The sequence below is a fragment of the Catenulispora acidiphila DSM 44928 genome, from assembly GCF_000024025.1.
Taxonomy (GTDB): Bacteria; Actinomycetota; Actinomycetes; order Streptomycetales; family Catenulisporaceae; genus Catenulispora; species Catenulispora acidiphila.
The window spans coordinates 694,206-720,986 of the sequence record NC_013131.1 but is presented as its reverse complement, the minus strand read 5'-3'; the positions used below and the strand labels follow the sequence as shown (position 1 = coordinate 720,986).

Below are 26,781 nucleotides of genomic sequence, written 5' to 3'. Positions count from 1 at the left end.
TTGAACGGTGGATCAAGGGGTTCCGGGGTGGAGCGCCGTTCAGTAGGACGTGGTGATGGTCACCCCGCTGAAGGCGGTCTGCCCGTACAGGCTGATGTACCGGTAGCCGGATGGCGGATCGGTGATCGTCAGGCTCTGTGTCGTGCCGTTGTTCAACGAGCCCTGCGTGTACGCGGTGGGGGTCGCCCACGTCGAGGGGTTGTACAGCAGGTACGCCGTGCCGCTGCCACCGGTGGTGGTGATGGTCAGCGACGACGTCCCGGCGGGAATGTCGATGTAGAAGTAGTCGATCGCGCCGGCCGCCGCCGACTCGCCGGTGCGCGAGCAGTTCTGGTCCATCGCCCGGGTGTCGGGGTCGGAGCAGTTCTGGGGCGGCGGCGTGGTTCCGCCGCCGGCCTGGCAGGCGCCGGCCGCGCACTGGTCGAGCCAGGAATTGAAGTCGGCGTCGTACGCCGTGCCGATGGTCGTGCCGTAGAAGGCGTACGCGCCCTGGTAATCGCCGACGCGGAACTTCGCCAGGAGTGTGGCGATGTCGGCGGGGTGCCGCTCCATCATGTAGCGGACGGCGAGGTAGCCCCAGGGGTAGGTGCGTGTCTCGTCGCTGTTGTCATACGAGCTCTGCCACAGGGTGCTCAGCGCGTACCGGTGGGTCGCCGCCTCGCTCACCGCCTCGGTGTCGGTGACATCGCGGTAGCTGTACGAGACGTACTCCGCGACGCCCTCGATCCACCAGATGTCCGGGACCACGATCTCGGCGGTGAAGTCGCCCTTGGTGTCGTACTCGGCGTCCAGCGCGTGGGTGAACTCGTGGTTCAGGTTCCACACGCGCGCCACGAAGCCGTTGTCGGTGTCCCACTGGTACATGATCGAGCGGACGATGTTGGACGGATCGGTCGGATCCCCGGTCAGGGTGATGCCGCCGTTGTCCGTGTCCACGCCGTAGATCGGTCCGGCGTAGGTCTGGTAGTCCGTGGGCGAGGCGAACACGGTCAGCACGAAGTTCTGGTCGTACTGCCCGGGAATCGGGCCGCTGTCGTGCACCACGGTGTGGAAGTACGAGTACTGGCCCAGGATGCTCGCGCACACGGCGCTGGTGTCGGAGGCGGTCAGCGCCTGGGACAGCACGGTGTGGCTGGCGTCGCAGTGCGTCGTCGTGGTGAGCACGGCGGCGGTGAGCTTGGCGGCCAGATCGCACACGTTGTAGTAGGCGCAGTTCGCCTGGTCGTAGTAGTCGGCGTTGCCGGCGACCGCGACCCACAGCGGCGCCGTCGGTCCGGTCATCGACGAGGCCGCGAGCAGACCCTTCATCAGCGGACGCACCTTGGCCTGCAGCGCCGTGTGCTGAACGAACCGGCTCATCTCCAGCCCGGCGTTGGAGTCCAGGTAGGAGTTGTCCCCTCCCAGCAGGTTCTTGTGGTTCAGCGCGAAGCTGTTCAGGGTGTCGATGATGCTCGGGTTCGCGGTGACGGCCGTGACGAACGCCGGGAACTGGTGGCCTCGGAACAGCGGCGTGTAGACGTCGTTCACCGCGTTCAGCATCGTCGAGTAGGCGTTGTAGGAACTGGTGTAGGCGTTCAGGATCCGCTGGTAGGTGCTGAGGTAGCGGGCCTGTTCGTCGGCGCTGTCGGTGAGGATGATCGTCTCACCGAGGACCGGGCCGTTGTTGTCGTTGACGTCCAGGGCGTGCGAGCCGGCGAAGAAGGCGTCGAGGCCGCCCTCGACCAGCGTGGCGAGCGCCTGGCCGTAGGCCGGGATCGAGCCGTTGCTGTTGTACTGCACGTAGTACCCGGCGCGCAGGAACAGCACGAGCTGCTGGACGCTCGTCGCGTCGGTGCCCGGGTAGCTGGCGGCGGCGGTCTTGTAGGACCCTGCGATGGTCTCCATCTTGGCTTCGCTGAAGATCGCCGAAGCGTTGGAGCCGGTGACCGAGAACAGGGTATTGATGCAGTCGGTGGTCGATGCCTTGACGAAGGCGCTGAGGGTGCTGCCGGAGCGGGAGGCGAAGTCCGCGGGGGTGCAGGACTGGGCTGCGGGGGTTTTGGCGGGGGTCTTGGCGGCCGGGGACTGCTTTGCGGCGCTGGTTTGCGTGGCGCCGGTCTGCGCAACGCCGGTCTTGGTTCCGTCGGCGCTGCCGCCGATCGGTGCGCGCGGCGCGAGGTCGCCGACCGGCTTTCCGGTCTTCGCGACCACGGACTTCCCGGCGATGGCCGGGTCGGCGGAACCCTTCGGCGTGGCGTTCTTGTTCGTGTTCGTGTTCGTGTTCGCGTGGCTCACGGTCGGGGCGACCGAGGCGGCGGCCGGACGCGGGGCGGCGGAGGCCGCTCCCACCCCGGTCATCCCGGCGACCGCCACCGCGGCGAGCACCGCGGCGGCGATTCCGGGCAGGCGTGTTCGGTGGCGCATCACTGCTCCTTGATGGTTGGCGTGCGCCTCAGAGGGATTTCGGCGAGGAGGCGCGGAACGCAATCTGGCAGCGCCACAGAAGACTGACAATGTGTTCGGGGGATAGGACTATGGCACGCGCGGGCATAACTCCGGTGTCGCGCCAGGTCAGCAGTGCAATGTCACAGATTAATGAGCCGACCGGTGCGGCGCCGTCGTCGGGCTGGTCCGGTACGCTCCGGCGGCCCAGGTCTGGAAGTGCGCCGAGCGTGCGATCAGCGCCCGGTACGCCGCGCTCGCCGAGGCGAACAGCGCCTCCGCGACATCGTCGTTCAGCCCGGCACGACGCCACACCAACAGGTACCGGCACCACAGCGGCGTGCCGATCAGGGGTTTGACGACCACGCCGGGCAGTGGCCGGAGCGTCGCCTGCACCATCGAGATGCCGAGCCCGTCGGCGATCATCGTCTGCAACTGCGTCTGGTCCCCCAGGAACTCGTGCACCGCGGCCGGTTCGAAGCCGGCTGTCTGACACGCGGCGTAGAACACCCCCGGCCATCCCGCGCCGTCGTCCGGCGTCATGAACCATGCTTCGGACGCCAGATCCGACAGCGCCACTTCCACGCGGCGCGCCAACGGATGCCGCGACGGCAGCGCGACGAACGAGGGCTCGGTGACGATGCCCCGATGTGCCAGGCGGTCGGAATGTGCGAGTTCCAGACTCGGGTAGTCGGCGGCGACGCCGGCGTCCAGGACGTCGTCCTCGAGCTGCTCGACGATCGCCGTCGAGGAGTAGACGCTGCTCACCGACACGGTCAGGTCCGGCAGCACCGCGCGCAATCGTCCGACGAGCCCGGGCAGGATCGGCGTGTTGGTCGCGGCGAATCGCAGAGTCCTGTCACGTCCGCTAGCGACCGCGCTCCCCCGACGCCCGATCGCCTCGGCCCGCGCCAGCACGTCGCGCGCCTGCGCCACGACCTCGACGCCGTACGCCGTCGGCTCGACGCCGCCGGTCCCGCGCAGGAACAACGGCTCGCCGAACAGCCGCTCGATGCGGCGCAGCTGCGTGCTCATCGCCGGCTGCGAATATCCCAGCACGGCCGCCGCGCGCCCGACGCTGCCGGCGTCCGCGATCGCGCAGAGCGTGCGTAGGTGGCGGAGTTCCAGTTCCACGGCTTCCTCCCCGATGACCAGGTGAGGTGAGGATAGATCCGCCGCCGACCAAGGCAAAGCACGAATATGGTGCGAATTTATTGGCCCTGCTGGGGATCCATCGGTCGCACCCGCGTCCCGGAGTCGAGGACGCCGACTCCGCTGCCCGTCGCGGCTGCGGCGCCGGTGAGGACCACGGCGGCGGTGTGTTCGGGTGCTGCGACGGTTTGCCGCACGGTTCCGTTGCCGTCCTCGACGGCGACCTTTGTGACGTGCCGCGTTCCGGCGACGAGAAGGTAGATCTTTCCGTCGGGCGCCCGCCAGCGCGCCTGCGCCACGATGTTCTGCCCGAGCGGCGAGCATGTGCGGCCGTCCGGCTCGGTGCCGGTCACGGTCGCCGCGGATTGCGCGGACGGCGGCAGGAACTCGCTGGTCGCCGAGCCGCTGCCGGTCCACTGGTCGGCGCGGACGCAGACCCACGACGCAAGGCCCTGAGACTGGGGAAGCGGCTGCTGCGCGAAGACCCAGGTGTCGACCTGCTTCACGTCCTGGCCTTGGAGCGCCGACAGGTCGCACGCCACGCGCGATTCGGCGCCGTAGGTGTCCGGGGTCGCGACTTCGCGCGGCGTCTGCGTCGGGTCGAGCTTCGGCGGGGCGGTGTAGAGCAGGTGGGTGCCGGTCACACCGCCGAGGTCGGTCAGCGCGATCGTTTGTCCGCCGACTGTCGCTGCCGCGCGGAGTTGGAGCACCGGCCAGGACGCGCAGCCGGTCGCCGGGGGCGCGGGCACTGCGGCGGTGACGCCGTTCGAGACGGTCGTCGGGGCGGTGGCGATCGCGGGGGTTCGCAGATCCCTGATAGCGGCGGTGGCGACCCACGGCGCCACGAGCCAGCGGTCGCCGGCGTCGGTCGAGCGGAGGACGACGGCGCCGGCGGAGGTCATGTCCGCATCGTCCGCGCGCACGACGTCCAAGCGGACCGGGTCGGCGGTGGTCGGGGCGTCGGGCTGGGTGTAGCGGGCTAGGCGTGTCGAGTCGAAGAGCAGGACAACGGTCGCGCCGTCGAGATGCCCGCTCCACAGCACGTGGACCGGCTGGAGCGGCGGGCCGTCGGAAGCGCCGGGTCCGAGCTTGTAGGCATCAGGATGCTGAGTCGTCCAGGCGTCGAGCGCTTGCTCGACGGCTGCGGACGAGGCGGCGTCGCCGTCTCCGCGGGCCGGCCAGACGCCGAAGTCTAGCCGCGGGCTCTTTTCCCAGGCGGCGGCGTCGACCTGGATCGGGGTGTGTGCGGCTGCGGTACTCGCCGCTCCGGTGGCGGCGTCGGCGCCGGTCGATCCCGAGCCGCTGACGCCGATCGCGATGGCCAGGACGACGGCGAGGGCGACGCCGCCGGCTGCCGTCACGCCTCGGACCTGGCGCCTGCGGCGTGACAGGTCGGTGGGGCGGGTGCGGAGGGTGCAGGGATCGAATTCCGAGGACTCCAGGACGTCGGCCGGATGCTCGCTGAGCAGCCGCTGCGCCGTTTCCAGCGCCGCTGGCACACCGCGCACGCCGGTGCCCGTGAGCAGCGCGGCTACCTCGTCGGCGCCGAGGTCTTCGAGGGCCAGCAGCACGTAGGCCATGCGCGCCGTCACGTTCAGCCCGCGTAGCGCGGCGTCCACTTCCAGTTCCTGCGAACCGCCGCCGAGCGGGAAGAATCGCAGACCCCAGACATAAGGCTGATGGAGGGAGCGCGGCCACCATGTCCTGCGGAGCACCGCGTTGACGACTGCTTGGCGCAGCGTGGCGTAGGAGTCGCCGTCGGCTTGCTTCGGGGCGCGCCGTGCCGAGCGACCGGCCAGCCCTCCCCGTCCTCGCCCGCCGAACCCGCCGAACCCGCCGAACCCGCCGCCCGACAGTGTGCGCTGCGCTATGGCGTGCGCCGCCAGCACCCGGCCGTGCCGGTCGCCTTCCGGCGGCAGCGCCAGGTACGCGATGCGGACCAGGCGCGAATAGTGCAGCACCAAAGCCGCCTCGAGATCCTCCCGCCCGCCCGCGGGGCGGTCGCGATCATCGAGCACGAGGGCTCTCCCTTCTCCGGCGTGAAGAACGAGTCAGGGCACGGATGGTCACCGCGATCACCCGCGCCACCACACCGCTACCCCCACCCTGTCAGACCAAGAGCACTCTTTGTCAGTTATTTGCCATAGCCCGCCATACCCCGCCCCTGTCAGACCCCTCGGCAAGACTGACGGGCTATGGCTACCTGGCAACAATTCGCCGAATCCGCGCCCGACCTGGCCGCCCCCGTCCGCGCCCGCCTGACCGCGACCAAGCACCACGTCCTGGCCACCCTCCGCAAAGACGGCACCCCCCGCGTCAGCGGCACCGAAGTCGACTTCACCCCCGAAGGCCACCTCCACCTCGGCTCCATGGCCGACGCCCAAAAAGGCAAAGACCTCAAACGCGACCCCCGCTTCGCCCTCCACGCCAACCCCGGCGACGGCTCCATGGACGGCGGCGACGCCAAACTCTCCGGCCGAGCCACCCCCCTCCCCACCGAAGGCCCCGACGACGCCTTCGACCTCGACCTCCACGAGGTAGTCCTCACGACAGTCGAGAACGACCAGCTGGTGATCCGCCTCTGGACGCCGGAGAACGGCCTGCGCGAGATCCGACGGAAGTAGCGGCTGAGCCTGATCTGGTTCTGGATGCCAGAGAGCAGGGGCGCGAGAACCGGGAGAAGTAGCGCCTGAATGCGCCTGAATGCGGCTGAGTGCGGCGAGGTGGGGATAGGTAGGGCGATCAGCTGCTTCTTGCTCTCGCGCAATCAGTCGCATGGCCGGCCGCAGCGAGCCAGGCATCTGGTGCTGAACGCTGGATGCCGGAAGCAGCGCGTGCGCGATCCGCTCACTCTGACCCTCGCGCGGTCAGTCGCCTGAAGGCGGCGGGTTCGGCACGTGCGCAATCAGTCGCCTGAAGGCGGCGGGTTCGGCGCGTGCGCGATCAGTCGCCTGAAGGCGGCGGGTTCGCCGCGTGCGCGGTCAGTCGCCTGAAGGCGGCGGGTTCGGCGCGTGCGCGATCAGCTTCTCTCGCCCCTCGCGCGCTCGGTCACCCCATCAAGATCCGGCGGGTTCGCGTGGGGGCGCCGGAGGGTAGTTCGGCGAGGATGTCGGCGAGTGAGACTGCTGTGAGGCTTGCGCGCCAGGCGGTGTGGGCTTCGGCCATGGTGCGGGCGAGGGGGCAGGTTTCTTGGCACTCGTCGGGGGTTAGGCCGCCGCGGCCTTGTTGGCGGATTTCGCGGCATTCGTAGGGTGCGGCTGCTCCGTCCACTGCCTCCACGATTTGGAGCATGGTGATGTCTTTTGCCGCACGGGCTAGGCGGAAGCCGCCTCGGGGGCCGGTGGTGGCGGACAGGATGCCGGCGCGGGTGAGGGCTTGGAGTTGTTTGGCCAGGTAGGGCGCTGGCAGGTCGTAGTAGGCGGCCAGCTGTGCCGCCGAGGCGGTTTCGGCGGGTCGCAGCTGGGCCAGGGTGGCGGCGCAGTGCAGGACCCATTCGGTGCTGGTCGGGAGCTTCATGGGGGCGATTCTATCTCAGAGATTGCGGATCTATTTAGTCCGAGATAGAGTCGGCGGCACGACCCTGTGATCACGTACGACCAAGGAGATCTCTCATGCGTATCGCCGTCGCCGGCGCCACCGGCAACATCGGAACCCGCACTGTCGCGGCGCTGGAGCGCGCCGGGCACGACGTGGTGGGGATCAGCCGCAAGCAGGGTGTGGACCTGATCAGCGGCGCCGGGCTGGAGGAGGCGCTGGCCGGCGTGGACGCCGTCGTCGACGCCACCAACGGGCCCGTCGGCTCGCTGGAGGAGACCGTCGCCTGGTTCGGCGGCGCGACCGCGAACCTGCTGGCCGCCGAGGAGCGCGCCGGGGTGCGGCATCACGTGCTGCTGTCGATCGTCGGCGTGCACCGCGTGGAGGGCAACGCCCACTACGCCGGCAAGCGCGAGCAGGAGCGGCTGGTCCAGGCGGGCAACGTCCCGTGGACGATCGTGCCGGCCACCCAGTTCCACGACTTCCCGGCGATGGTCGCCGGCTGGGTCACGCAGGACGGCGTCGCGCCGATCGCCCCGCTGCTGCTGCAGCCGATCGCACCGGCGGACGTCGCCGACGTGCTCGCGATGGTCGCCGTCGGAACGCCCCAGGGCCGGTTCGCCGACGTCGCCGGGCCGGACCCGCAGGACATGGTCGACCTGGCGCGCCGGACCCTCGAGGCGCGTGGCGAGACGGTCAAGCTGGTGCCGACGTGGGACGGCGGGCTGTTCGGCGTCGCGCTGGCCGGGAACGTGATGCTGCCCGGCGAGGGCGCGCACATCACGCCGATGACGTTCGAGGCTTGGCTGGAGCAGGAGCGCGAAGCCGCCGGACGGTAGGGATCAGCACTGGATTCAGCCAACCGGGATCAGCCCGCTCGATCAGCCCACGCGATCAGCCCACGCGATCAGCCCACTCCCAGATACCGCAGTACCGCCAGCACCCGACGGTGGTCGACGTCGGTCTGCGGCAGGTCGAACTTGGTGAAGATGTTCGCGACGTGCTTCTCGACCGCGCGCTCGCCGATCACCAGGGTCCCGGCGATGGCGGCGTTGGTCCGGCCCTCGGCCACCAGCGCCATCACCTCCGCTTCGCGCGGGGTGAGGCGCTCGGCCCGGTCCGGCCGCCTGTTCGCGCCGACGAGCTGCGTGACGACCTCCGGATCCAGCGCCGTGCCGCCGGCCGCGACCCGGGTCAGCGCGTCGATGAAGTCGTCGATGTCGACCACGCGCTCCTTGAGCAGATAGCCGACGCCCTTCGAGCTGTGCGCGAGCAGATCGGTCGCGAACCGCGCCTCGACGTACTGCGAGAACATCAGGATGCCGAGATCCGGATGCCGCCGCCGCAGCTCGACCGCGGCGCGCACCCCCTCGTCGGTGTGGTCCGGAGGCAGCCGGATGTCGACGACCGCGACGTCCGGACGGTGCTCCTCGACCGCCGCCAGCAACGCCGGCGCGTCGCCGACCGCGGCGGCCACCTCCTGCCCGCGCGACTTGAGCAGCTGCACGAGGCCGTCCCGCAGGATCGCGGTGTCCTCGGCGATGACGATGCGCACGGTGGTGGTCGCCCTTCGGTGCGGTGGCGGCGGTGGCGGCGGTGGCGGCGGTGGCGGCGGTGGTGGTGGCAGTGGCGGCGGGTCAGGCGACCACCACCGTAGCGCGCGACCACTCAGCACCTTGCGCTCGCTGCTCCCCGACCTGGCGAAGCGCCCCGCACTCGCCGCTCCCCTACCGCGCCGCGTACTCGCGCCCCGCCCCGCCCCGCCGCGCCCCGCCACCCCGCACTCGCCGCGCCGCGCTGTGCACTCGCTGTGCCGCGCCCTCGCCCCGCCCTCGCCGTGCCCCGCCCCACCCCCTCAAGCCCGCATCGGCAGCGCGACCGTCACCACCGTCGGCCCGCCCTCGGGACTGTCGACCTCGATCGACCCGTCCACCGTCCCGACCCGGTCCGCCAGCCCCGCCAGCCCGCCGCCCGGCTGGATCCGCGCCCCGCCGCGACCGTCGTCGGCGACCGTCAGCACGAGGTGGCGACCGTCAGCCTGGACCGTCACGAGCGCGCGCGTCGCCTGTCCGTGCTTGGCGACATTCGTCAGCAGCTCGGCGGCACAGAAGTAGGCCATCGTCTCGATCGCCGCTGCCGGACGCGGGTCCGGGACCCGCACCGTCAGCTCGGTCGGGACGGACCCGTGCGCGGTCAGCGTCCGCAGCGCCGTCTCCAACCCCTGATCCAGTGTCGGTGGGTGGATGCCGCGGACCAGGTCGCGCAGTTCGGCGATCGCCGTCTTCGCCGTCACCTGCGCCTGGTCGATCAATCCGCGGCTGCTCTCCAGGCGCGGGTCGTCCGCCTGCTCGCCACCGAGGCTGTCCTTCAGCATCACCAGCTGCATCCCCAGCGCGACCAGCCGGGCCTGCGCGCCGTCGTGCAGGTCGCGCTCGATGCGGCGCAGCGTCGCCGCCGAGTCGTCGACCGCGTAGCTGCGCGTCCGCTCCAGCTCCCGCACCCGCGCCTCCATCCGGCCCGAACCGAGCGCCCCCCGATAGAACCGCATGTCCAGCGCCACCAGCTTGCGCGCCACCCACGCCGCCAGCGCGACGGTCAGCAGCCCGACGACCGTGAGCAGGAACGAGCGCTGGAGCGTGTCGAACCAGAACCCGAAGATGTGCATGCCGCGCCGGACCGTGCCGTCCGGCTGGCGCGAATACAGGTCGTCCCAGTTCCGCAGCAGCGGCCAGAACACCCACAGCAGCCCGTACACCCACAGCCCGACGCCGACGATCAGGTTCAGCAGCGCGACCGGCACGCGCATGGACAGGAACGCGACCTCCATCCACCCGCCGCCGTCCGCGCTGAGCATGAAACGCCGCCACGCCAGCGCCCCCCGCTCGGTCCGCTCGGCGGGCGGCTCCAACCGCTCCCCGAACAGCCGCAGCACCAACCCCCGGTACAGCACCCCGAACCCCCGCGCCGCCGCCACCGCCACCGCCAGCACCCAGGGCCCGAGCGGCGTCACCGACATCACCACGCCGAGCAGCAGCAGCGCCCCGACCCCCGCGAACGCGACCGCCCACAACACCGAGCTGGCAACGAGATACAGCGCCGCCGCGACGAACCCGATCCGCGGCCCTTCGGACTCAGCGGCGTCCTCGAAGGACTGCGGCAGCGTGGTGGGCATGTCCACCATCATGATCGACCGCGGGCCCGCAACCCAGCGTGCAGACACGAAGGTCCATGGTTCGGTTAACCGCCCAGCGCTCGGACTCTGGCTCGCACTCAGAAGCGCGCTCAAGACCGCCCGACAGCCACCAGCACGCACATCCCCAGGATGACGGTCGTCGCCACGACGTTCACAGCCTCGCGCCTTCCCCGACCGGCAGCCACGTCCCGACGAAGCAGATAGCAATGACTGCTGATCGCGCCAGCCATGACGCAGCAGAGTCCAACGGCGGCGATCGGAGTCAGCACCGGCGCGATGCCGGCGGCGCGCGGAAGGATGAGACCGGCGGCGGCGAAGAGTTCGCAGACGGCCGCGAACCGGAGCAGCGGAAGCGGGAAGGGCGTGACGCCGGTCTGACCGGAGGCGATGAGGCGGTCCTTCGGCCACGTCGATTTCAGCGACCCTGACAGCAGGAACAACGCGGCGAGCAACGCCTGGACGACCCACAGGAAAGCATTCATGGCTCTCCGGACGGCGCCGATCACCCTTTAGTGACACGGACACGCCGAGAACGGTCAGCTACAGCACCCGGGGTGGCACGCCGCCCTCGTGGTCATGGTCGCCGCGCGACGCACGCATAAGCGCGCCACCGCTTATGGTCCGGTAACAGCGATCGCCCTGGTCTTGACGCCAGCGCTGACCGGGGCAACCATTACGCCCATGGCTGCTGATCATGACCGCCTGGTCGTCTCCGGCACCCGACGCTACGGCCGGCTGTCGGCGCGCCCGACTGTCGTGGACCCGCTCGCCGAGTACCGAGGCCTGGCGCGGGCGCGCCGCCGGTTGCGCCTGAAGGAGTGGGTCGGTTTCACGCTGCTGCACCCTGAGGTCTACTCCTCGCTGATCTTGCAGGACGCGCACTATCTGGCCAGTTCCGAGATCTACGTCTACGACCGGACTGCGACCGTGCTGCATCAGCACGCCGCGACGGCGCGGGGCGGCTCGCTGAACCTGCCGCACAACCTGATGGACAACAGCTGCGCGATAGACCGGCCCGGCTACTCCATCGCCTATGACTTCTCCGAGCACACCGGTCGGCACCACATCACGGTGGACGTCGCCGCGAGCGGCGAAGCGCCTGCGATCACCGCCGATCTGACCCTGGACGCCACCGCGGCCAGCGCGCCGCTGTCGGTGAGTTCGCGGCTGCCCGGCGGGCAGATGTACACGCACAAGGTGCTGTACCCGGTCTCCGGGACGCTCCGGTTCGGCGACACGTCGGTCACCTTCTCCCCCGAGCGGGACCTGGCCGTCCTCGACGAGCACCGCTCGCTGCTCCCGTACCGGACCCGCTGGGTCTGGGGGACGTTCGCGACGCCGACCGAGGACGGGCTGGTCGGGGCGAACTTCGTCAAACGGCCGGAGGAGCCCGGGCAGCCGGAGGAATCCTGTCTGTGGATGCCGGGATCGCCAGGGTCCTGCGAAGCGTTGTCGGACATCCGCTTCACCAAGCAGGCGGGCGACTCGACCGCGCCGTGGCGGATCGCTTCCGCCGACGGGCGTCTGGACGTCGTCTTCACCCCTGAGGGCCGCAAGTCCGTCAAGCGCCAGCTCGGGGTGGTGGCGATCGACTACTTCCAGATGTTCGGCCGCTACGCCGGGACCGTGCGCGGCGAGGACGGGACGGTCATCGTGGTGAAGGACGTGCACGGCGTCTGCGAAAGCATGGACGCGCGCATGTGAATCGCTGGAGGCTCAGGCAGCGCGGCGCTAGCATTCGTAGTGCGTGACCTACGCCGAACCTCCGAAGGCCGTCCCCAGCACGGCCCGATCACCGGAGGCAAAGGGACTCACCGTCTCAGGTCGCTGTCGAGGTGCCGCCGTTCCGGGCGGATCGCTGGGGGATCGCCGCTCGGAGCGTGGAAGGCCGAGGATGACAGCGAACAAGCGGTTCAAATCGCGGGTGCGTGCCCGCGCCGCCAAGACCGGCGAGTCCTACACCGCTGCGCTTCGGCACTTCCGAGCAGCTTCAGGAGGAGCTGAGGTGTCGGATCAGCGAACAACGACAGCAGGCAGGAAGCACATCCGGGTGGCGGTCGCCCAGACCACGCTCGTCGAGGACCCGCGGGACGCCGGCCGGCTGCGGGCCGCCGGAGAGCAAGTACGGAAGCTGATGCGGGAGGCGGCACGCGACGGTGCGCGGCTCGTGCTCTTCCCCGAGGGCGCGATGTGCGCGCCGAACAAGCGGATCGTGTCCTCGCTCCCGGACGAGGTGGGACCGGCGGACTGGTCCCGCTTCGCGTGGGACGTGCTGCGCGAGGAGCTGAGCGCGGTCGCGGAACTGGCCGGGGAGCTGCGGCTGTGGACGGTGCTCGGTTCCGTGCACCGCCTGACGCCGCCGAACCGGCCGCACAACAGCCTGTATGTGATCTCCGATCGCGGCGAGGTCGCGGGGCGGTATGACGAGCGGCTGCTGTCGAAGACGAAGGTGACGTACATGTACGCGCCAGGCACGGCGACGGTGACGTTCGACGTGGACGGCGTGCGGTTCGGCTGCCTGCTCGGGATGGAAGTGCACTACCCGGAGCTGTTCGCGGCGTACGAACAGCAGGGGGTGGACTGCGTGCTGTTCGCGACGACCGGGTCCACCCCGGCGGAGCAGTCGCCGACGTTCGCGACCGAGGCGCAAGGACTCGCGGCTGTGAACGGGATGTGGGTGGCGTTCGCGGGTTCGGCGGCTGTCGGCTCTGCCACGCCCTCGGGGTTGCTCGGTCCGGACGGGACGTGGTCGGCACGGTGCGAGCCGTCCACCGCGGCCGCCGTCGTGGTCGGGGAGATCGACGACGGCGCGGCAGAGGTCGAGATCGCTGTGCGCTACGCGCGGCCGTGGCGGCGCGAGGCGAGGAGCGGGTTGTACGAGGAGCACCGGGTCGTGGCGGATCCGCGCAGCGAGGCGCGAAGCCGCTTCTGACGCTTGACCCTTAGGGAACGGAAGGCCGAGCAGGCGTGCTCTCCTGCGACGGCATGCTGTTGGACGTCGGCAGCGGATACGGGATGCCGACGTCCAACGTGCCCGCCAGCGCGTTGAGCACCGCCTGCTCGGCCACCGAGGTGTCGCCGATGTTCACCACCGGCAGCGTCGGGAACGCCGGGTTCGCCGGCGCGGTCAGGTTCAGGGCGCCGGTGAAGTCGCCGGTCACGCCGCGGCGCCAGGCCGTCAGGTTCGGGACCTCGACGCCGAAGCGGGACTCGATGAACCGCAGCACCGAGGTGTGGTCCAGCGTGCCGGAGTACTTGTAGCCGCCGACGCTGAACGGCGAGAGCACCAGCGCCGGGGTGCGGAAGCCCAGCCCGATCGGGCCGTCGACGCCGCCGGCGGCCGAGGGCAGGGTCGCCAGCCACTCCCCGGCCGTGCCCTCCGGCGCGGTCGGCGGCGCGACGTGGTCGAAGAACCCGCCGTTCTCGTCGTAGACCACGAACACGACCGTGCGCGCCCACACCTCCGGGTTGGACACCAGCGCGGCCAGCACCTCCTGGACGAAGTACTCGCCGTAGTAGGGCGGCGCGGCCGGGTGCTCGCACTGCGCGACCGGCGGGATGATCCACGACACCGAGGGCAGCTTGCCAGCGGCGATGTCGGACTTGAAGTCGTGCGGATAGCTCGGCGTCAGCCCGCGCCCGATCAGCTCCAGACCGGTGGGGGAGAAGGGGTTGTCGTAGTTCTTGAAGTACGGCAGCGGACTCAGCGCGAGCAGGCCGATCGGGTCGTTGTAGACCTTCCAGCTCACCCCGGCGGCCAGCAGCCGCTCCGGCATCGTCTCCCAGCTCAGCTTGCCGGTCTCGCCGATCCGGTTGCTGAACGTCTCCACGACCGGTCCGCCGTGCGCACCTTCGGGGTCGATGGACGCCGACATCAGCATCAGCCGGTTGGGGTCGGTCGGGCCGAGCACCGAGCAGTGGTAGCCGTCGCAGATCGTGAAGGCGTCGGCGAGCGCGTGGTAGAACGCCAAGTCCTGGCGCGTGAAGTAGCCCATCGTCACCGGGCCGTTGGCGGCGCCGTCGGCAGCCAGGTGCGCGGTGATGAAGGAGTCCATCGCGCCGTGGTTCCAGCTCTGATGCTGCGTGGCCCAGCTGTGCGAGACGTCGTTGGTGGTCTGCCCGTTCTCCAACGGCGGATTGCTGACCAGTTGGAAGGGCTGCAGGTAGCCGCTCGCGGAAGCGCCGATGCCGGGCGCGAACCCGAACTGGTTGAAGACCGTGTACTCGGTCCCGCCGACGGTCTGCGTCGGCACGGCCGGATCGGAGAACCCGCGCACCCCCGACAGCGTCCCGAAGTACTGGTCGAACGAACGGTTCTCCTGCATCAGGACCACGACATGCTCGACGTCGCTCAGACTCGCCGCCCCACTCGCCGACGCCGCCAGCGCCGTGTCCAGGAGCCTCTTCTGCGCATCGCTGGGCTGAGCACCCGGCTGCCCGCCGTGCGCCCCGACGCCGGCCAGCGCCGCGGCACCGAGCGCCCCGGCCGACCCGGCGATCAGATCCCGGCGGCTGAAATCTTGCTTTTCGGGCTTTTCCGGATCTTCTGGATGTACGGACTGGTCGCTCACGGGGTCCTCCGTTGCAGACGGTTCCGATGGCAGCGCGCTACGCGTCAGTAACATAGCGATCCGGAGCGTATTGACAAGCTCTGCGACCGGTCGAGGTGGCGACGATCAGATGAAGCGGAAGCGCTCACTCTGCCGAGCGTCACAGTATTGACACGGATTCCGAACACGGATTCCGAACGCCGCGCTTCGCAGCGCCATCCCTCGTTCGGATGGTCATCGCACCCCCGCCGACCGGCCGAACGAGCACCCCGGCCCGCACAATGCTCAAAAAAAGAAAACTGGCCCTTCGCTCGATCGAGCGAAGGGCCAGCCAAGTGCGGAGGCGGAGGGATTTGAACCCTCGATGGGGTTTAAGCCCCAAACCGCATTAGCAGTGCGGCGCCATAGACCGGACTAGGCGACGCCTCCAAAACCCACCTCCGCCGGGTCACCGGCGGTTGTACGGTCGGCGATAGCGTACCCGGTCGTCCCACTGGAGACAAAAGCCTTTGCCGGGGGTGGTGGGAAGACGTTGATCTCGCCGGGCGGGGGAGACGTGCTCGGGGTGCTTGTGGGATAGTCGCCTATCGGTGACCATCGCCACCTTTTCTTCCTCTGCCGCTGCCCTCGGGTGCCGGTGTGGGGCGGGATGGTGGGCCCGGCGACGAGTACCTGTCGCTCGCGGGGGTAGTGGCGCCTGACGCACGCCACGAGGAGGGCCACGGCTGGATGGACCGTTCACCGGTGCGGGGTGTCGCCCGGTTGGCGGCGATACTCGACTCGCTGCCCGAGGCGCTGCTGCTCGTCGACGGCGGCGGGCGCGTGGTCAACGCGAACGCCGTGGCTGTGGGCTGGTTCGAGGCGCCGAACGCGCCGCTGGTCGGCCGACCCGTCACTGATCTTCTCTCCGGCTTCGGCACCGCGCTGGCGCGGGTCGCCTCCCCCGACCCGACCGCCGGGGTGTGGACCGATCCGGGCGAGTCCGGCCCGGGCTCGGTGTCCGGCAGCGATGCCGGGGTGCCCACGCGCATGGTCGCCAAGCTGGCCGACGGCTCGGGCTTCCCGGCCGAGGTCGTGCGCTCCTTCCTGCCGGCCGGGCACGGCGGCCTGGAGGTCGTGGTCGTCCGCGACGTCTCCGGGGTCGCCGACGCCGAGGCAGAGCTGCGCCGTCAACAACGCCAGACCGAACTGATCCTGCGCGCCGCCAGCGAGGGCATCGTCGGCGTGGACACCGCCGGCCGCGTGGTGCTGGTGAACCCGGCTGCCGCGCGCGTCCTGAAATACCGCGCCTCCGAACTCGGCGGCCTGGAGTTCGACGCGCTGATCGGCGGCTCCGCCCCGGGCGAGCCCTCGCCGGTCGCCGACACCCTGCGGACCGGCCGCAAGCACCGGCTCGGCAGCGAAGCCGGGCTGCACCTGGTCGCCAAGGGCGGCGGCACCGTGCCGGTCGAGCTCTCGACCGCGCCGGTGATGGAGGACGACGCGCTGGTCGGCGCGGTCGTCACCTTCGTGGACCTCTCGCGCTTCCGGCTTCCGGCGGTCCAGGCGCCGCAGCAGCCCAACGGCGTGCCCGGCCACCCCGGCCTCGGTGCCTTCAGCGGCGCCAACGCTTTCGGGGGGATGAACGGCGCCGGCGTCGGCGCCAGCGGGCTCGGCTCGAGCGCGGAGGCACTCAGCAGCCTGCAACGCCCGCTGGACGCCGCTCGCAACGGCCTGGCCCGGCTGGCGAACTCCGGCGAAGGGCTGACCCCCTCGGTCCGCCACCAGCTGGCCCACGTCACCGCCGAACTCGCCGAGGCCGCGCGCCTGGTCGAGGAGCTGCTCGACGCCGCGGCCGGCCCGACGGGCCTGCGCAAGCGCCCCGCCGAGCTGGGCCGGATAGTGCACGCGGCCACCGACGCCGCGACCGACCTGGCCGGCGCGGCGGGCATCGACCTGGCCGTGCACACCGGTCCGGCCGAGGTCGTGATCGACGCCGACCGGATGACCCAGGCGGTGCGCCACCTGCTGGTGGACACCGTCCAGGCCTCTCCCCCGGGCTCCACCGTCGTGGTCGCCGCGGCGCGCCGCGGGCCCATCGCCCGCATCGAGGTGCGCGGCGCGGAGGTCGCGGGCGTTCCCGAGCACCTGGGCTTCGCGCGCACCGTGGTGGAGCGGCACGGCGGTCAGCTGACCGTGCACCGTGTCGACGGCAAGGGCGTCACCTATGTGATCGAGCTTCCGGTCGGTCCCGAGGGCGAGAACGAGCTGGCCTCCGGCGGCTCGTCGGCGTCGCGCAACCTGGTCGAGGAGACGCGGATCATCCCGATAGTGCGGGAGATCGAGTCCGCGGACCCGAGCGGGCAGAGCGGGCGGCGGCGGATGGATTCGGCCGCGGCCACGACGACCACCATCCCTCGGCAGATCGCGCCGATGGAGGAACGCTCGGCAGCGTCGTCGGCGGCTTCAGCTTCGGCGGCGGCGGCGAACGGCTCGGGAGGGCTGGCACCACCGGGGTCGGGAGTGGGACTCGGGACTGGGAGCGGGAGCGGATCGACGTCCGGTTCCGGTTCGGGTTCGGGCTTGGGTTCCGGCTCGGGTTCGGGCTCGGGTTCGGGCTCGACCGAGACGGTGCCGCGAGGACGCCGGCGCGCGTCCCAGCAGGCGGCCGGTGACAACTACTTGATCCAGCACGTCGAGCCCGCGGCCGACGCGGTGCTGCGCACGTCCGGCTCGTACCAGGACGAGGCGGCGCTGGCGACGTCGGGGAACTTCACCCCGGAGGCCCAGCAGGCTGCTTCGCTCTACGGCGCGCCGGTGTTCCGCGAGCTCGACGGCGGCGACTCCCAGTTCGGCGCGCCGCGGGCGGTCGGCACGGGAAGCCTTTACGGTCCGGACCCAGCGCAACCGCTGTTCCGCGACGAGGTGCCCGGCGGCAGCGCGGCCGGGGCGGATGCGAACCCGCTCGGCGTCGGCGGACGGCACGGCCACCACACCGACGCCGCGAGCCTGGAGCCGCGCGACAGCGGGCTGCCTCAGTTCCCGGACGTGTTCGGCGAGGCGCCGGCCAAGCAGTCGGCGGAGACGACGTTCGCGGGCGACAGCCGGGGCGACGTGTTCCCGGTGGCGAATCCGCTGTCTCCGTTCGGCGAGATGCCGGGCTTCGGCAGCCAGTCCCCGACGGATGGCGTGTTCGGCAGCGGTGCGCGCGGTTCGGACGCGGTGAACGGGAGCCAGTCCGGCGGATTCCCGCCGATGCCGGCCAGTCCGCCGCCGCCTGCTCCTTTCCTGACCGACAGCTCGGCGCCGTCACCTTTCGGTGAGGTGCAGGGTTCGGGGTTCGGGCTCGCGGTGCCGCAGCCGGCTCAACCTCAGCCTCAATCAAGTCCACAGCCGCCGCAGGCACAGGCGCCGATCCAGACACCCGCGCCATTCCTCGGTGAGGCGGCCGCCGCCTCGCCGTTCGGTGCCCTGCCGCCCTCGCCGTTCGCGGCGCCGAAGCCCGCGATGAGCGAGCCGCAGGCGTGGCCGAATCCGGAGGAACCGGATCCGGCCGGTGGCGAGGCGTGGCCGCCGCCGGGTGCGAACGAGCCCGGGAACCCGCCGACGCTGCTGGTCTGGCCGACGCCGGAGATCGGCGCGGAGCAGGTGTTGGCCGCGCAGGGGTACGCGCCGACCGCGTTGAAGGCGCCCGCGCAGCTGAGCGAGACCGGGACCGCGCGGCCGGTGGCGTTGCTGGCGGACCCCGTCGGCGTGCCGGTGACGCGGGCCGCGCTGCACACGCTGCGCGCCGCGGCGGCCGACTCGGGCATCCCGCTGTTCGTCACCGCCGGGCTCGGCGCTGTTCCGGCCGCGGCGATGTCGGCGACCGCACGGCGTGGCGCCGATCCGTCCGCGCTACTCAGGGCTCTGACACCGGAGCAGGTGGCGGCGCCGCGGGTGCTGCTGATCGAGGAGAACCCGGATCTGGCGGCCAGCTTCGCGATCTCGCTGGAGCGGGACGGGATGCGCGTGGTCCAGGCAGCCAGCGAGAACGACGCGATGGCGGCCCTGGTCGCCGAGCATCCGCAGCTGATCGTCATGGACATGTCGCTGGTGCGGCGGCGGCGCTCCGGCGTCATCGACTGGCTGCGCAAGTACGAGCGGCTGCACCTGGCGCCGACGGTGCTGTACACGGTCCCGGCGGCGATGACCGCCGACGCCGGCACGCTGCGCGCGCTCCGCTCCGGCGAGGCCGTGGTGCACCTGGTCGACCGCGAGGTCGGACCGGAGCCGGCGCAGCGGATCGGTGACCTGATGGGCAAGATCGCGGACTGAGGTGGCGGATCGCCGCCGACGCGCATGGGTGTGGCGTCGGCGGCGGGTTTTCGATCGGTCGGCGCCGTACCCTCTCAGCGCAGTTCCGCTGTCGTAATCAGGCGGATCGCGGCGTCAGCCCACGCGTCGAACGCCGGACGTCCCGGGTCTGGACCGAGCAGGCGATTCAGGCCACGAAGATCGGCGGCGCAGCGTCCGAGCCCGGCGCCGTCGAGCCGCTCGGCGGTCGCGTCCAGGCGCGTCCCGAACGACTGCGGCAGCCGCCGCGCACCCCGGTGCGCCATCTCGGCGAGCAGCTCGACGGCGCTCTCGATAGCCGCGGTGAGGGGGTCGGGGGTCGGCGCGACGCCGTCGTCGAGATCCTTGGACCCGTCGCCGAACGCCAGATCGGGCACGACGACGCGCCCGTCGGCGACCACCGCGATCGGCGTCAGCACCAAGCCGCCCCGCCCCCGCCGCACGGTCGCGGAAATGTAGCGCGGCTCGCGATGCAACGCCTCAGCCAGTGCATCAAGCGCGCCGGGCGCTATGGCGCGATGCTCGGAGACGACGCGCGCCGTACCGCCCGCCACACCATGCACCACGGCGGTCAGCCGCTGACTGCCGGGCTCGTACCAGAGATGTTCGACCTCTGCGATCTCCACCACCCGAACGTCCTCGGCATCGACCCGCGGCCGCACCAGACGCGGCGGCAGCCGATCGAACTCGGCAGCCAGCGCATCAAGATCGCGCGCCAACAACGTGCTGGGCAGATGACTCCAGGCGCCACCGGACTGACTGACGGTCGTCCGCGCGACCCGATTCACAGCCAACCGCAACCGCCGATCAGCACGCCGATGCGCAGTCTCGGTCACAACATTGCCGCCGGCCAACACGCCAACGGTGCTCCCCGCCAACCGCCGCCCGGCCAGATCAGCACCCGTAGCCGCACCCTGATACCGACCATCAAGCGTCAGCACAATCCCCGCAGCAGGATCAGCAAGAAAAACCAGAGCCCTGCGATCCTCCCCCACCGCCTGCACACGACACCCCAGCGCGGTCAACCGCAACCGCCGCAACGCCACCTCAGCCGCCTCCCCAGTCCCCAACACCCGCGACCGAGGCTGCCCCACCGCCGCCCCCGCAACCCGAGCGCGCGCAACGAGTTCGGCGAGCAGATCCGCGACCAGGACCTGCTGATGCCGCGCCCCCCGCCCAGCATGCGCAGCCAACTGATCAGCCAAATCCTCAGCCGCAAGCACCACCCACCGAAACCCCGCCCCCTCAAGATCCCGCCGCACCCGAGCCAGCCGCGGCGTAAACCCGGCAGCCAAGTTCGAGACGCCGGTAAGAAAGATATCGGCAGCCAAATCAACAGCAGAGCCGAGCGGTTCAGCCACACCAGCTTCATCTGCCTGGCTACCGCTGCCGCTCGGTTCCGGAACACCATCCACACCCGAGCCAGCACCGCCAGCACCCGAGCTCGCGCCAGCAGCACGCGAGTTCACGCCGCCTGAGCTAACACCGCCAACGCCCGAGCCCGCGCCAACAGCAACCAGCCGCTCGCCGCCACGACCCGAGCCCGCGCCAACAGCAACCAGCCGCTCGCCGCCACGACCCGAGCCCGCGCCGCCAGCACCAGAGTTCGCCGCGCCGCCAGCACCAGAGCTCGCACCTGCAGCCGCCTGGTCCTCGCCGCTATCACCCGAGCCCGCACTGCCAGCGCCTGAGTTCGCCGCACCGGCAGCCGCCCGCAGCTCGCCGCCATCGCTCGCATTTGTCCCGCCAACGCCAGCCGATCCCGCAACGCCAGCACCAGAGTTCGCACCCGCAGCCACCTGGTCCTCGACGCCATCACCCGAGCCTGTGCCGCTCGCGCCGCCAGCCGCCAACCTCGCGCCGCCATCACTTGCATCTGTCCTGCTGGCGCCGCCTGAGCCCGCGCCTCCCACGCCTGAGTTCAAGTCGGCAGCGGCCACATAGCGGCCGCCACCACTCGCATTTGTGTCGCCCGCGCCACCCGAGCCCGCGCTAGCGCCTGGTTTCGCCGCACCGGCAGCTGGCCGCAGCTCGCCGACATCACTCGCGCCGATCGTGCCCGCGCCTGCCCTGCCCGCGCGATCAGCCGCCGCGCTCTCCTCCGGTCCGCCGACGGCGAAGTGGCGGTCCTCCGGCTCGCCTGTTGTCTGCTTGCGGGCCTCCCAGGCGCGCCAGGCCCATACGGCTAGGGCTATGGCTTCCTTGGTGTCGCGGGCGTCGGTGCGGGCGTAGGCGAGGTCGTGGGGGACGAGGAAGCGGACTGAGCAGTTGGGGAGTTCGACCCAGGGGGCCGGTTCGGTGGGGGTGGCCTTGTGGACGCGGGCTAGGTAGCCGGTGGTGAGGCGGCGGGTGGCTGTGGTGAAGGTGCGTTTGCCGAGGAGGGTTTCCAGTTGGGTGTCGGTGAATTCGGCTGGGGACCAGTCCTCGAATGCGTCCGGGGCGTCCGATGCGGTGGCGCGGTAGGCCAGTACCACCGCGACGACGTGGCGGCAGGTGCCTGGTGCGCCGCAGGTGCAGGTTGCTGCTTCCAGGCCGCCGAGGGGTAGGGCGCAGATCACGCCGTCGGGGAAGGTGCCGCGGACGGCATCGGCGTCCTCGGTGATGGAGGGTCCTGTGCCGGCGGCGACCTCCTTTGCTGCGCGCTTGTACAGGCCGCGGTTGGTCAGGGAGACGAGGGCGTCCTCGGTGAGGGCGAGGAGGTCCGCTCGGGGGGTCATGAGTTCACTGCCTCCGCTACGAACGCCGCGAGTTCGCCGGGGGTCATGGCGCCGACTTGGGCGCCGAGGGTCGCGAGGCGTTCGGCCAGGTCGCGGTTGAAGGCGGGGTTGGCTTCCTCGTCGAGGGCGCACAGGGCTAGGAAGCGGCAGCCTTGCTCGATCAGGGAGCGGGCGCCGCGCAGGAGGTTGGTTTCGCTGCCGCCTTCGTAGAGGTCTGATATCAGGGCCACGATGGTGCGGCGGGGGTTCGCGACCAGGTCGCCGGCGTAGGTCACGGCCTTGGCGATGTCGGTGCCGCCGCCGAGTTGGACCTTCATCAGCAATTCCACCGGGTCGGTGACGTCGCTGGTCAGGTCCACCACCGACGTGTCGAACGCGACCAGGTGCGTGCGCACGCCCGGCAGTCCCCACAGGCAGGCGGCCGTCACCGCCGAGTGGATGACCGACGAGACCATCGAGCCCGACTGGTCGACCAGCAGGATCACCTGCCAGTTGTCGACGTGGCGGCGCGAGCGGGTGAAGAAGTGCGCGTCCTCTATGTAGAGCTTGCGCTCCTCCGGCTGGTAGTGGCCGAGGTTGCCGCGCAGGGTGCGCTTCACGTCGAAGTTGCGCGCCAGCCGCACCTGCGACGGACGGCGCAGCCGGGTCCCGGAGAACGACACGCGCACCTCGGTCGCCAGCTTGCGCATCAGCTCGGCGATCACCGCGGAGACCAGCTTGCGCGCCAGCTCCAGCACCTTCGGATCCATCAGGTGCTTGGTCCGCAGCACCGCCTTCAGCAGCGCCGGGCTCGGCTCGACGCGCTCCAGCACCTTCGGGTCGGTGACGATGTCATGGATCTGATACCGGTCGACGGCGTCGCGGGTCAGCCGCTCGACGGTCTCCTTCGGGAACAGCCGCGTGATCCCGTCCAGCCAGTCGACGGTGGTGAGCACCGAATCCGCGCTGCCGCCGGCGCCCTTCGGTCCGCCGCTGTCCGCCGCGCCGCCCTTGCGGACGCCGCGCCGCGCCAGCTCGTCGTCCCGGCCGTACAGCCAGTCCAACGCCGCGTCGCGCGCAGCGTTCCCGTCGCTGAGCGGCATGCCCGCGGACGCCGGCGCGCCGAGGATCATCCGCCACCGCTCTAGCGCCGCGGCCGTCTCAGGATCCTGGGAAACCGCGTTCACCGGATCAGCCCCTCCCGCTCCAGCACCGCCTGCACATGGCTGTCCAGCTCCCGTCCCCGCGCCAGGGCGACCGGATCGTCGATCTTGGCCCGCACCAGCGACCGCACCGAGTCCTCGACCCCGTGCAGCCGCAGCACCTGCCCGGCGATCGTCTCCCGCTCGCGCGGCGGGAAGTAGCCGAACGCCTGCCGCAGTGCCGGCAGAGCCACCAACAAGTCCCGATCCGTCATCGCCGTAACGAGATCGTTCAGCACCGGCAGCACCGACGCCTCCTCCAGACACTGCTCCCGCGCCAGCGCGAACAGCCCGCCGAGCCAGTCCCCGAGGCTCGCCGGGCTCCCGGCGGCACGGATCGTGCGCTCGGCATCCGGCGGCGGCGTGCCCAGCGACCAGCCGAAGCCGAACGCCGCACCGCGCAGATCCGGGGCGGCCTCCGCGTTGTCCGCGATGCGCGCCATGACCTCCAGCGCACGCACCGTGTCCAGCTCGAGCCGTGCCGCCGCGTGCCGGACGGCGTCCCGCACCGAGCGCACGGCCGCGATCCGGCGCGGCTGAGCAGGCGCCCCCGCAGCTCCCGGCGCCGATTCCACCAGCCACAACAGCCGGTCCACCGAAGCGTCGATGACCGTCCCGAGCGTCGCAGACTCCTGAGCCGCGAGCAGCTGGTCGTGCCGCCACAAGCCGAGCACGGCCGCCAGCACCTCCCCCAGCGGCTCGACGTCGTTGCCGGCGCCCACCGACTGCGACAACGAGCCCAGCACCTCCTGCGACAGGTCCTCGATCCCGCACAGCACCGCGTCGAAAAGCGCCAGCGCCGCCGCCTCCAGGCCTCCGCCGCCCTGCACGCGCTCCCCGAGCCGCGCCGTCGCCGCCAGCTCGACGGTCGGACCGTATCCCCCGGCCTCGATCAGCGCGGCAAGCCGGTCCCGCTCGGTGGTGATCCGCCACTCCTCGGTGAACGTGCTGTCCTCGGCCGCCGGATCCGGTCCCGAGACCCGGTCGTAGCCGGGGATGCGCAGAACCCTGAGACGGTGCAACAGCCGCGAGGATTCCCGTTCGCTGTCAACGGTCAGGTCCAGCGTCGCAGACTTCTTATCCGCCAGCCCGTGCCGCTCCAACTCCGCCTCGGCGTCGTGCACGAGCGGCGGCAGCGGCGTGTCGGGATGCAGCCGTCCGACCTGGTCGCCGGACAGCGCCGCGACCATCTCCACGACCGCCGGATGCGTCCCCGGCGCCAGCAGCCGGCGGCCGGTCCACGGCAGCGGCTGGTCCAGCGCCTCGGTGACGAGCGCCGAGACCAGGCCGTCGAGCAGGTCAGCGCGAGCCGGATACCGGTGTCCCCGCACGGCTGCCAAGCCCTCGCCGTTGACCCGCGCCGCGATGAGGTCGGCGGTCGAGACCCGCTGGCTGCGCTTGCGCAGCCGCAGCACGACGTCCTCGGTCAGCGCCGCGGCCGCGCCGCTCGGTCCCAGTTCCCACAGCCGCTGGTAGTACCCCGGCGACGGCATGCCGGACTGGTAGCCGTCGAAGGAGTCGAGGCGCTTGAACGAGTAGGGAACGAGGTAGCTGGCGGTGGATTCCGCAGGCGCCGGCTCGGCTTTCGGCCACGCGGCATCGCCGGGACGCGACAGCGCCTCGGCCGCGAGCCGCATCAGCGCCGGCCGGTGGAACCCGCCGCACACCACCAGGACCGGCCTGTCAGGGCTCTGCCGCAGTGCCCCCGAGATCCAGCGCGCCATGTACGCCTCGCGGATCTCGTCCGAGGTCAGCTCGCTCGAGTCACCGCCTGAATCACCGCTGGGATCACCGCCAAGACCACCGCCGGGATCGCCGCTCGGACCGCCGTCCGAATCCGTGCCAGAACCCCCACCCGGCTGCCGGTCCGCCTCAGAAGCCGTCCGCACCAGGTCGAAGTACGTGTTCAACCGCTCGCCGAGCTCGGCCGCCGAGGTCTGCCCGGCCTCCATCTCCGCGATGTGGTCCCACAGCGTGTCGATGTTGTCCATGCCGAACTGCCGGCACAGCTCGTCCACCACCTCGGTGAACCGCAGCTCGGCGTCGGCGTACCGGTTGGTCAGCACCGAGAACGCCGGATGCCAGGCCGGCAGGTCGATGAAGCGCACCTCGGCGCCGGCCCGCGTGCCCTCGGTCAGCGCGACCCATTCCGGCGAGTACGCGCAGAACGGCGACCACGAGCCGCGCGCGGACGAGCCGACCCGCACCGAGGTGAACACCGCGACCGGCAGCTCGTGGCCGAGCAGGAACTCCCCGATCCGGTCGTTCATGTCCGACGGGCCCTCGATGAGCACGTGCGCCGGCCGCAGCCGCTCGATCGCCTCGCGGACCAGTCCCGCGCACGCCGGGCTGTGGTGCCGGACGCCGATGACGGTCAGGTTCCCGATCACGTTCCCGATCACGTTCCCGATCACGTTCCCGACAACGCCCTCAGTCCCATCCCCGATCGCGTGCTCAGCCAAGGTCCCGGACACCTTCTCAGAGGACGTCATCACCCGGGCAGCCGGTGCCGGGCGTCATAGAGCTCCTGCCACTGGTCGCCCTTGCGCCGCTGCGCGTGCTGCTCCAGATACGTGCGCAGCTTGGCCAAGTCGTCGTTGTTGTCCTTAGCCGCGGTACCGGCCAGGCACTCCACGATGTCCGAGGCGCTCCCGGCGTCTCCGCGCAGGAACCAGCCGCGCAGACCCACCGCGTGCGCCACCGAGACCGCCTCGGCGGTGCTCATCACCGAAGAGAGCCGCTCCATCGCGTCCCCGCGCTCGGTTTTGCCGCCGCGCAGTTCGCGGAACGCGGTGACCAGCACCTCCAACACATCCCGGCGCGGCGGGACCGTGACGCCGGAGCCCTGCAACAGATGCGTCGCCTCCTGCTCGACGAGCGCGAGTTCGGTGGCGAAATCGCTGATCGCGAACACGGTCTCGAAGTTGAAGCGCCGCTTCAGCGCCGCGCTCATCTCGTTCACGCCGCGGTCGCGGGTGTTCGCCGTGGCGATGATGTTGAAGCCTTCGCGGGCGAAGACCAGCGCGTCCTCGCCGGTGAGCTCCGGGACCGCCATCACGCGGTCCGACAACGGCGAGAGCAAGCAGTCCTGCACTTCCAACGGACAGCGCGTGATCTCCTCGAACCGCACCACCCGGCCCTCGGTCATCCCGCGGTACAGCGGCGCCGGTACCAGCGATTTCGTCGAGGGACCGTCGGCGACCAGCAGCGCGTAGTTCCACGAGTACTTGATCTGGTCCTCGGTGGTCGCCGCGCCGCCCTGCACGGTGAGTGTCGAGTCGCCGCTGACCGCCGCCGCCAGCAGCTCCGACAGCAGCGACTTGGCCGTGCCGGGCTCGCCGACGAGCATCAGGCCTCTGCTGGTCGCCAGCGAGACCAGCGCGCGGTCGATCAGCGAGGGGTCGCCGACGAACTTGCGGCTGATGCCGGCCTGCTCGTCGCCGAGGATGAAGCGCCGCGCCGCGCGCAGGCTCAGCGCCCAGCCGGGCGGCCGCTCGCCCTGGTCGTCGGCGGCCAACTGAGCCAGCTCGGCGGCGTAGCGGACCTCGGCGGCCGGGCGCTGGACGCGCTTGCCGCCCGGGTCTGCGCCCGGGGAGTACTGCGCCGCAGCCGTTCCGGCGGTGTGCTTGGCGGTCACTGTGCGGTCACCTCGGTCAGATCGCGGCGTGTCTCGGATGCGGTCACGGGGTCGAGTGTGCCGAACGGGTCCGACCGCTCGG

At 71.0% G+C, this 26,781-nt stretch carries 17 protein-coding genes and 1 tRNA gene; 5 read left to right on the top strand and 13 right to left on the bottom strand.

Annotated features, from left to right (window positions below; genetic code table 11):
- Positions 1-39 precede the first annotated feature (39 nt).
- The 3 genes from CACI_RS03040 to CACI_RS03030 all read right to left on the bottom strand — a co-directional run bounded on the left by CACI_RS03040 (position 40) and on the right by CACI_RS03030 (position 5,591).
- Positions 40-2,403, bottom strand: coding sequence for a collagenase (locus tag CACI_RS03040; protein WP_012784847.1), 2,364 nt, complete (start codon positions 2,401-2,403; stop codon positions 40-42).
- A 168-nt stretch (positions 2,404-2,571) separates the two neighbouring features.
- A complete protein-coding gene (locus tag CACI_RS03035) occupies positions 2,572-3,555 on the bottom strand; it encodes a LysR family transcriptional regulator (RefSeq protein ID WP_012784846.1) in 984 nt (327 codons plus the stop codon).
- Between the two features lie 77 nt (positions 3,556-3,632).
- Complete coding sequence (locus CACI_RS03030) at positions 3,633-5,591, bottom strand: hypothetical protein (RefSeq protein ID WP_012784845.1); 1,959 nt, start codon at positions 5,589-5,591, stop codon at positions 3,633-3,635.
- 177 nt (positions 5,592-5,768) lie between these two features.
- On the opposite strand from CACI_RS03030, the gene CACI_RS03025 reads away from it, so the two are divergent.
- Positions 5,769-6,197: a pyridoxamine 5'-phosphate oxidase family protein gene (locus tag CACI_RS03025; RefSeq protein ID WP_012784844.1), complete on the top strand. Its 429-nt coding sequence runs from the start codon at positions 5,769-5,771 to the stop codon at positions 6,195-6,197.
- 424 nt (positions 6,198-6,621) lie between these two features.
- On the opposite strand, the gene CACI_RS03020 is transcribed toward CACI_RS03025, so the two are convergent.
- The gene (locus CACI_RS03020; protein ID WP_012784843.1) at positions 6,622-7,089 is read right to left on the bottom strand and encodes an RrF2 family transcriptional regulator; all 468 of its coding nucleotides are present in this window, start codon (positions 7,087-7,089) and stop codon (positions 6,622-6,624) included.
- Positions 7,090-7,184: 95 nt separating this feature from the next.
- On the opposite strand from CACI_RS03020, the gene CACI_RS03015 reads away from it, so the two are divergent.
- Positions 7,185-7,946 carry an SDR family oxidoreductase gene (locus tag CACI_RS03015; RefSeq protein WP_012784842.1) on the top strand — a complete coding sequence of 254 codons (762 nt, stop codon included), beginning with the start codon at positions 7,185-7,187 and terminating at the stop codon, positions 7,944-7,946.
- A 68-nt stretch (positions 7,947-8,014) separates the two neighbouring features.
- On the opposite strand, the gene CACI_RS03010 is transcribed toward CACI_RS03015, so the two are convergent.
- The 3 genes from CACI_RS03010 to CACI_RS03000 all read right to left on the bottom strand — a co-directional run bounded on the left by CACI_RS03010 (position 8,015) and on the right by CACI_RS03000 (position 10,782).
- A complete protein-coding gene (locus CACI_RS03010) occupies positions 8,015-8,662 on the bottom strand; it encodes a response regulator (protein ID WP_012784841.1) in 648 nt (215 codons plus the stop codon).
- A gap of 300 nt (positions 8,663-8,962) precedes the next feature.
- A complete protein-coding gene (locus CACI_RS03005) occupies positions 8,963-10,279 on the bottom strand; it encodes a sensor histidine kinase (RefSeq protein WP_049871450.1) in 1,317 nt (438 codons plus the stop codon).
- A gap of 110 nt (positions 10,280-10,389) precedes the next feature.
- Positions 10,390-10,782, bottom strand: a complete 393-nt coding sequence (locus tag CACI_RS03000; RefSeq protein WP_012784839.1) for a DoxX family protein — start codon at positions 10,780-10,782, stop codon at positions 10,390-10,392.
- A 199-nt stretch (positions 10,783-10,981) separates the two neighbouring features.
- Here CACI_RS03000 and CACI_RS02995 point away from each other — a divergent pair, with 199 nt between their 5' ends.
- Together CACI_RS02995 and CACI_RS02990 are read left to right on the top strand one after the other, a co-directional pair.
- Complete coding sequence (locus CACI_RS02995) at positions 10,982-12,004, top strand: DUF2804 domain-containing protein (RefSeq protein ID WP_041540019.1); 1,023 nt, start codon at positions 10,982-10,984, stop codon at positions 12,002-12,004.
- A gap of 190 nt (positions 12,005-12,194) precedes the next feature.
- On the top strand, positions 12,195-13,232 hold the full coding sequence (locus CACI_RS02990; RefSeq protein ID WP_041540018.1) for a carbon-nitrogen hydrolase family protein: 1,038 nt from the start codon (positions 12,195-12,197) through the stop codon (positions 13,230-13,232).
- A gap of 10 nt (positions 13,233-13,242) precedes the next feature.
- Here CACI_RS02990 and CACI_RS02985 read toward each other — a convergent pair whose 3' ends face one another.
- On the bottom strand, positions 13,243-14,871 hold the full coding sequence (locus CACI_RS02985; protein ID WP_012784836.1) for an alkaline phosphatase family protein: 1,629 nt from the start codon (positions 14,869-14,871) through the stop codon (positions 13,243-13,245).
- A 317-nt stretch (positions 14,872-15,188) separates the two neighbouring features.
- Positions 15,189-15,279 (bottom strand) — tRNA-Ser (locus tag CACI_RS02980).
- Between the two features lie 300 nt (positions 15,280-15,579).
- Between CACI_RS02980 and CACI_RS02975 the strand changes: the two genes are divergently transcribed.
- Complete coding sequence (locus CACI_RS02975) at positions 15,580-19,146, top strand: PAS domain-containing protein (RefSeq protein WP_012784835.1); 3,567 nt, start codon at positions 15,580-15,582, stop codon at positions 19,144-19,146.
- 74 nt (positions 19,147-19,220) lie between these two features.
- On the opposite strand, the gene CACI_RS49530 is transcribed toward CACI_RS02975, so the two are convergent.
- Genes CACI_RS49530 through CACI_RS02950 form a run of 4 tightly spaced genes read right to left on the bottom strand, consistent with a single transcriptional unit; the run spans position 19,221 to position 26,699 of the window.
- Complete coding sequence (locus CACI_RS49530; protein ID WP_143765131.1) at positions 19,221-21,881, bottom strand: SWIM zinc finger family protein; 2,661 nt, start codon at positions 21,879-21,881, stop codon at positions 19,221-19,223.
- Entirely contained in the window at positions 21,878-22,993 is a 1,116-nt protein-coding gene (locus tag CACI_RS02960) for a VWA domain-containing protein (RefSeq protein ID WP_049871448.1), read from the bottom strand. The genes CACI_RS49530 and CACI_RS02960 overlap by 4 nt, the downstream gene beginning before the upstream one ends.
- Positions 22,994-23,043: 50 nt before the next feature.
- Positions 23,044-25,554 (bottom strand): DUF5682 family protein, encoded by a 2,511-nt coding sequence (locus CACI_RS02955; protein WP_012784832.1) that lies wholly within the window; start codon positions 25,552-25,554, stop codon positions 23,044-23,046.
- Entirely contained in the window at positions 25,554-26,699 is a 1,146-nt protein-coding gene (locus CACI_RS02950) for an ATP-binding protein (protein WP_012784831.1), read from the bottom strand. Before CACI_RS02950 ends, CACI_RS02955 begins: the two co-directional genes overlap by 1 nt.
- Positions 26,700-26,781: the final 82 nt, after the last annotated feature.

What these genes read in the sequence shown, in the direction of transcription:
- CACI_RS02990 (WP_041540018.1), top strand. Translation starts at nt 12,195, where the DNA reads ATGACAGCGAACAAGCGGTTCAAATCGCGGGTGCGTGCCCGCGCCGCC.
- CACI_RS03020 (WP_012784843.1), bottom strand. Translation starts at nt 7,089, where the DNA reads ATGAAGCTCCCGACCAGCACCGAATGGGTCCTGCACTGCGCCGCCACC.
- CACI_RS49530 (WP_143765131.1), bottom strand. Translation starts at nt 21,881, where the DNA reads ATGACCCCCCGAGCGGACCTCCTCGCCCTCACCGAGGACGCCCTCGTC.
- CACI_RS03005 (WP_049871450.1), bottom strand. Translation starts at nt 10,279, where the DNA reads ATGCCCACCACGCTGCCGCAGTCCTTCGAGGACGCCGCTGAGTCCGAA.
- CACI_RS03025 (WP_012784844.1), top strand. Translation starts at nt 5,769, where the DNA reads ATGGCTACCTGGCAACAATTCGCCGAATCCGCGCCCGACCTGGCCGCC.
- CACI_RS02975 (WP_012784835.1), top strand. Translation starts at nt 15,580, where the DNA reads ATGGACCGTTCACCGGTGCGGGGTGTCGCCCGGTTGGCGGCGATACTC.
- CACI_RS02960 (WP_049871448.1), bottom strand. Translation starts at nt 22,993, where the DNA reads ATGATCCTCGGCGCGCCGGCGTCCGCGGGCATGCCGCTCAGCGACGGG.
- CACI_RS03015 (WP_012784842.1), top strand. Translation starts at nt 7,185, where the DNA reads ATGCGTATCGCCGTCGCCGGCGCCACCGGCAACATCGGAACCCGCACT.
- CACI_RS02955 (WP_012784832.1), bottom strand. Translation starts at nt 25,554, where the DNA reads ATGACGTCCTCTGAGAAGGTGTCCGGGACCTTGGCTGAGCACGCGATC.
- CACI_RS03000 (WP_012784839.1), bottom strand. Translation starts at nt 10,782, where the DNA reads ATGAATGCTTTCCTGTGGGTCGTCCAGGCGTTGCTCGCCGCGTTGTTC.
- CACI_RS03040 (WP_012784847.1), bottom strand. Translation starts at nt 2,403, where the DNA reads ATGCGCCACCGAACACGCCTGCCCGGAATCGCCGCCGCGGTGCTCGCC.
- CACI_RS02995 (WP_041540019.1), top strand. Translation starts at nt 10,982, where the DNA reads ATGGCTGCTGATCATGACCGCCTGGTCGTCTCCGGCACCCGACGCTAC.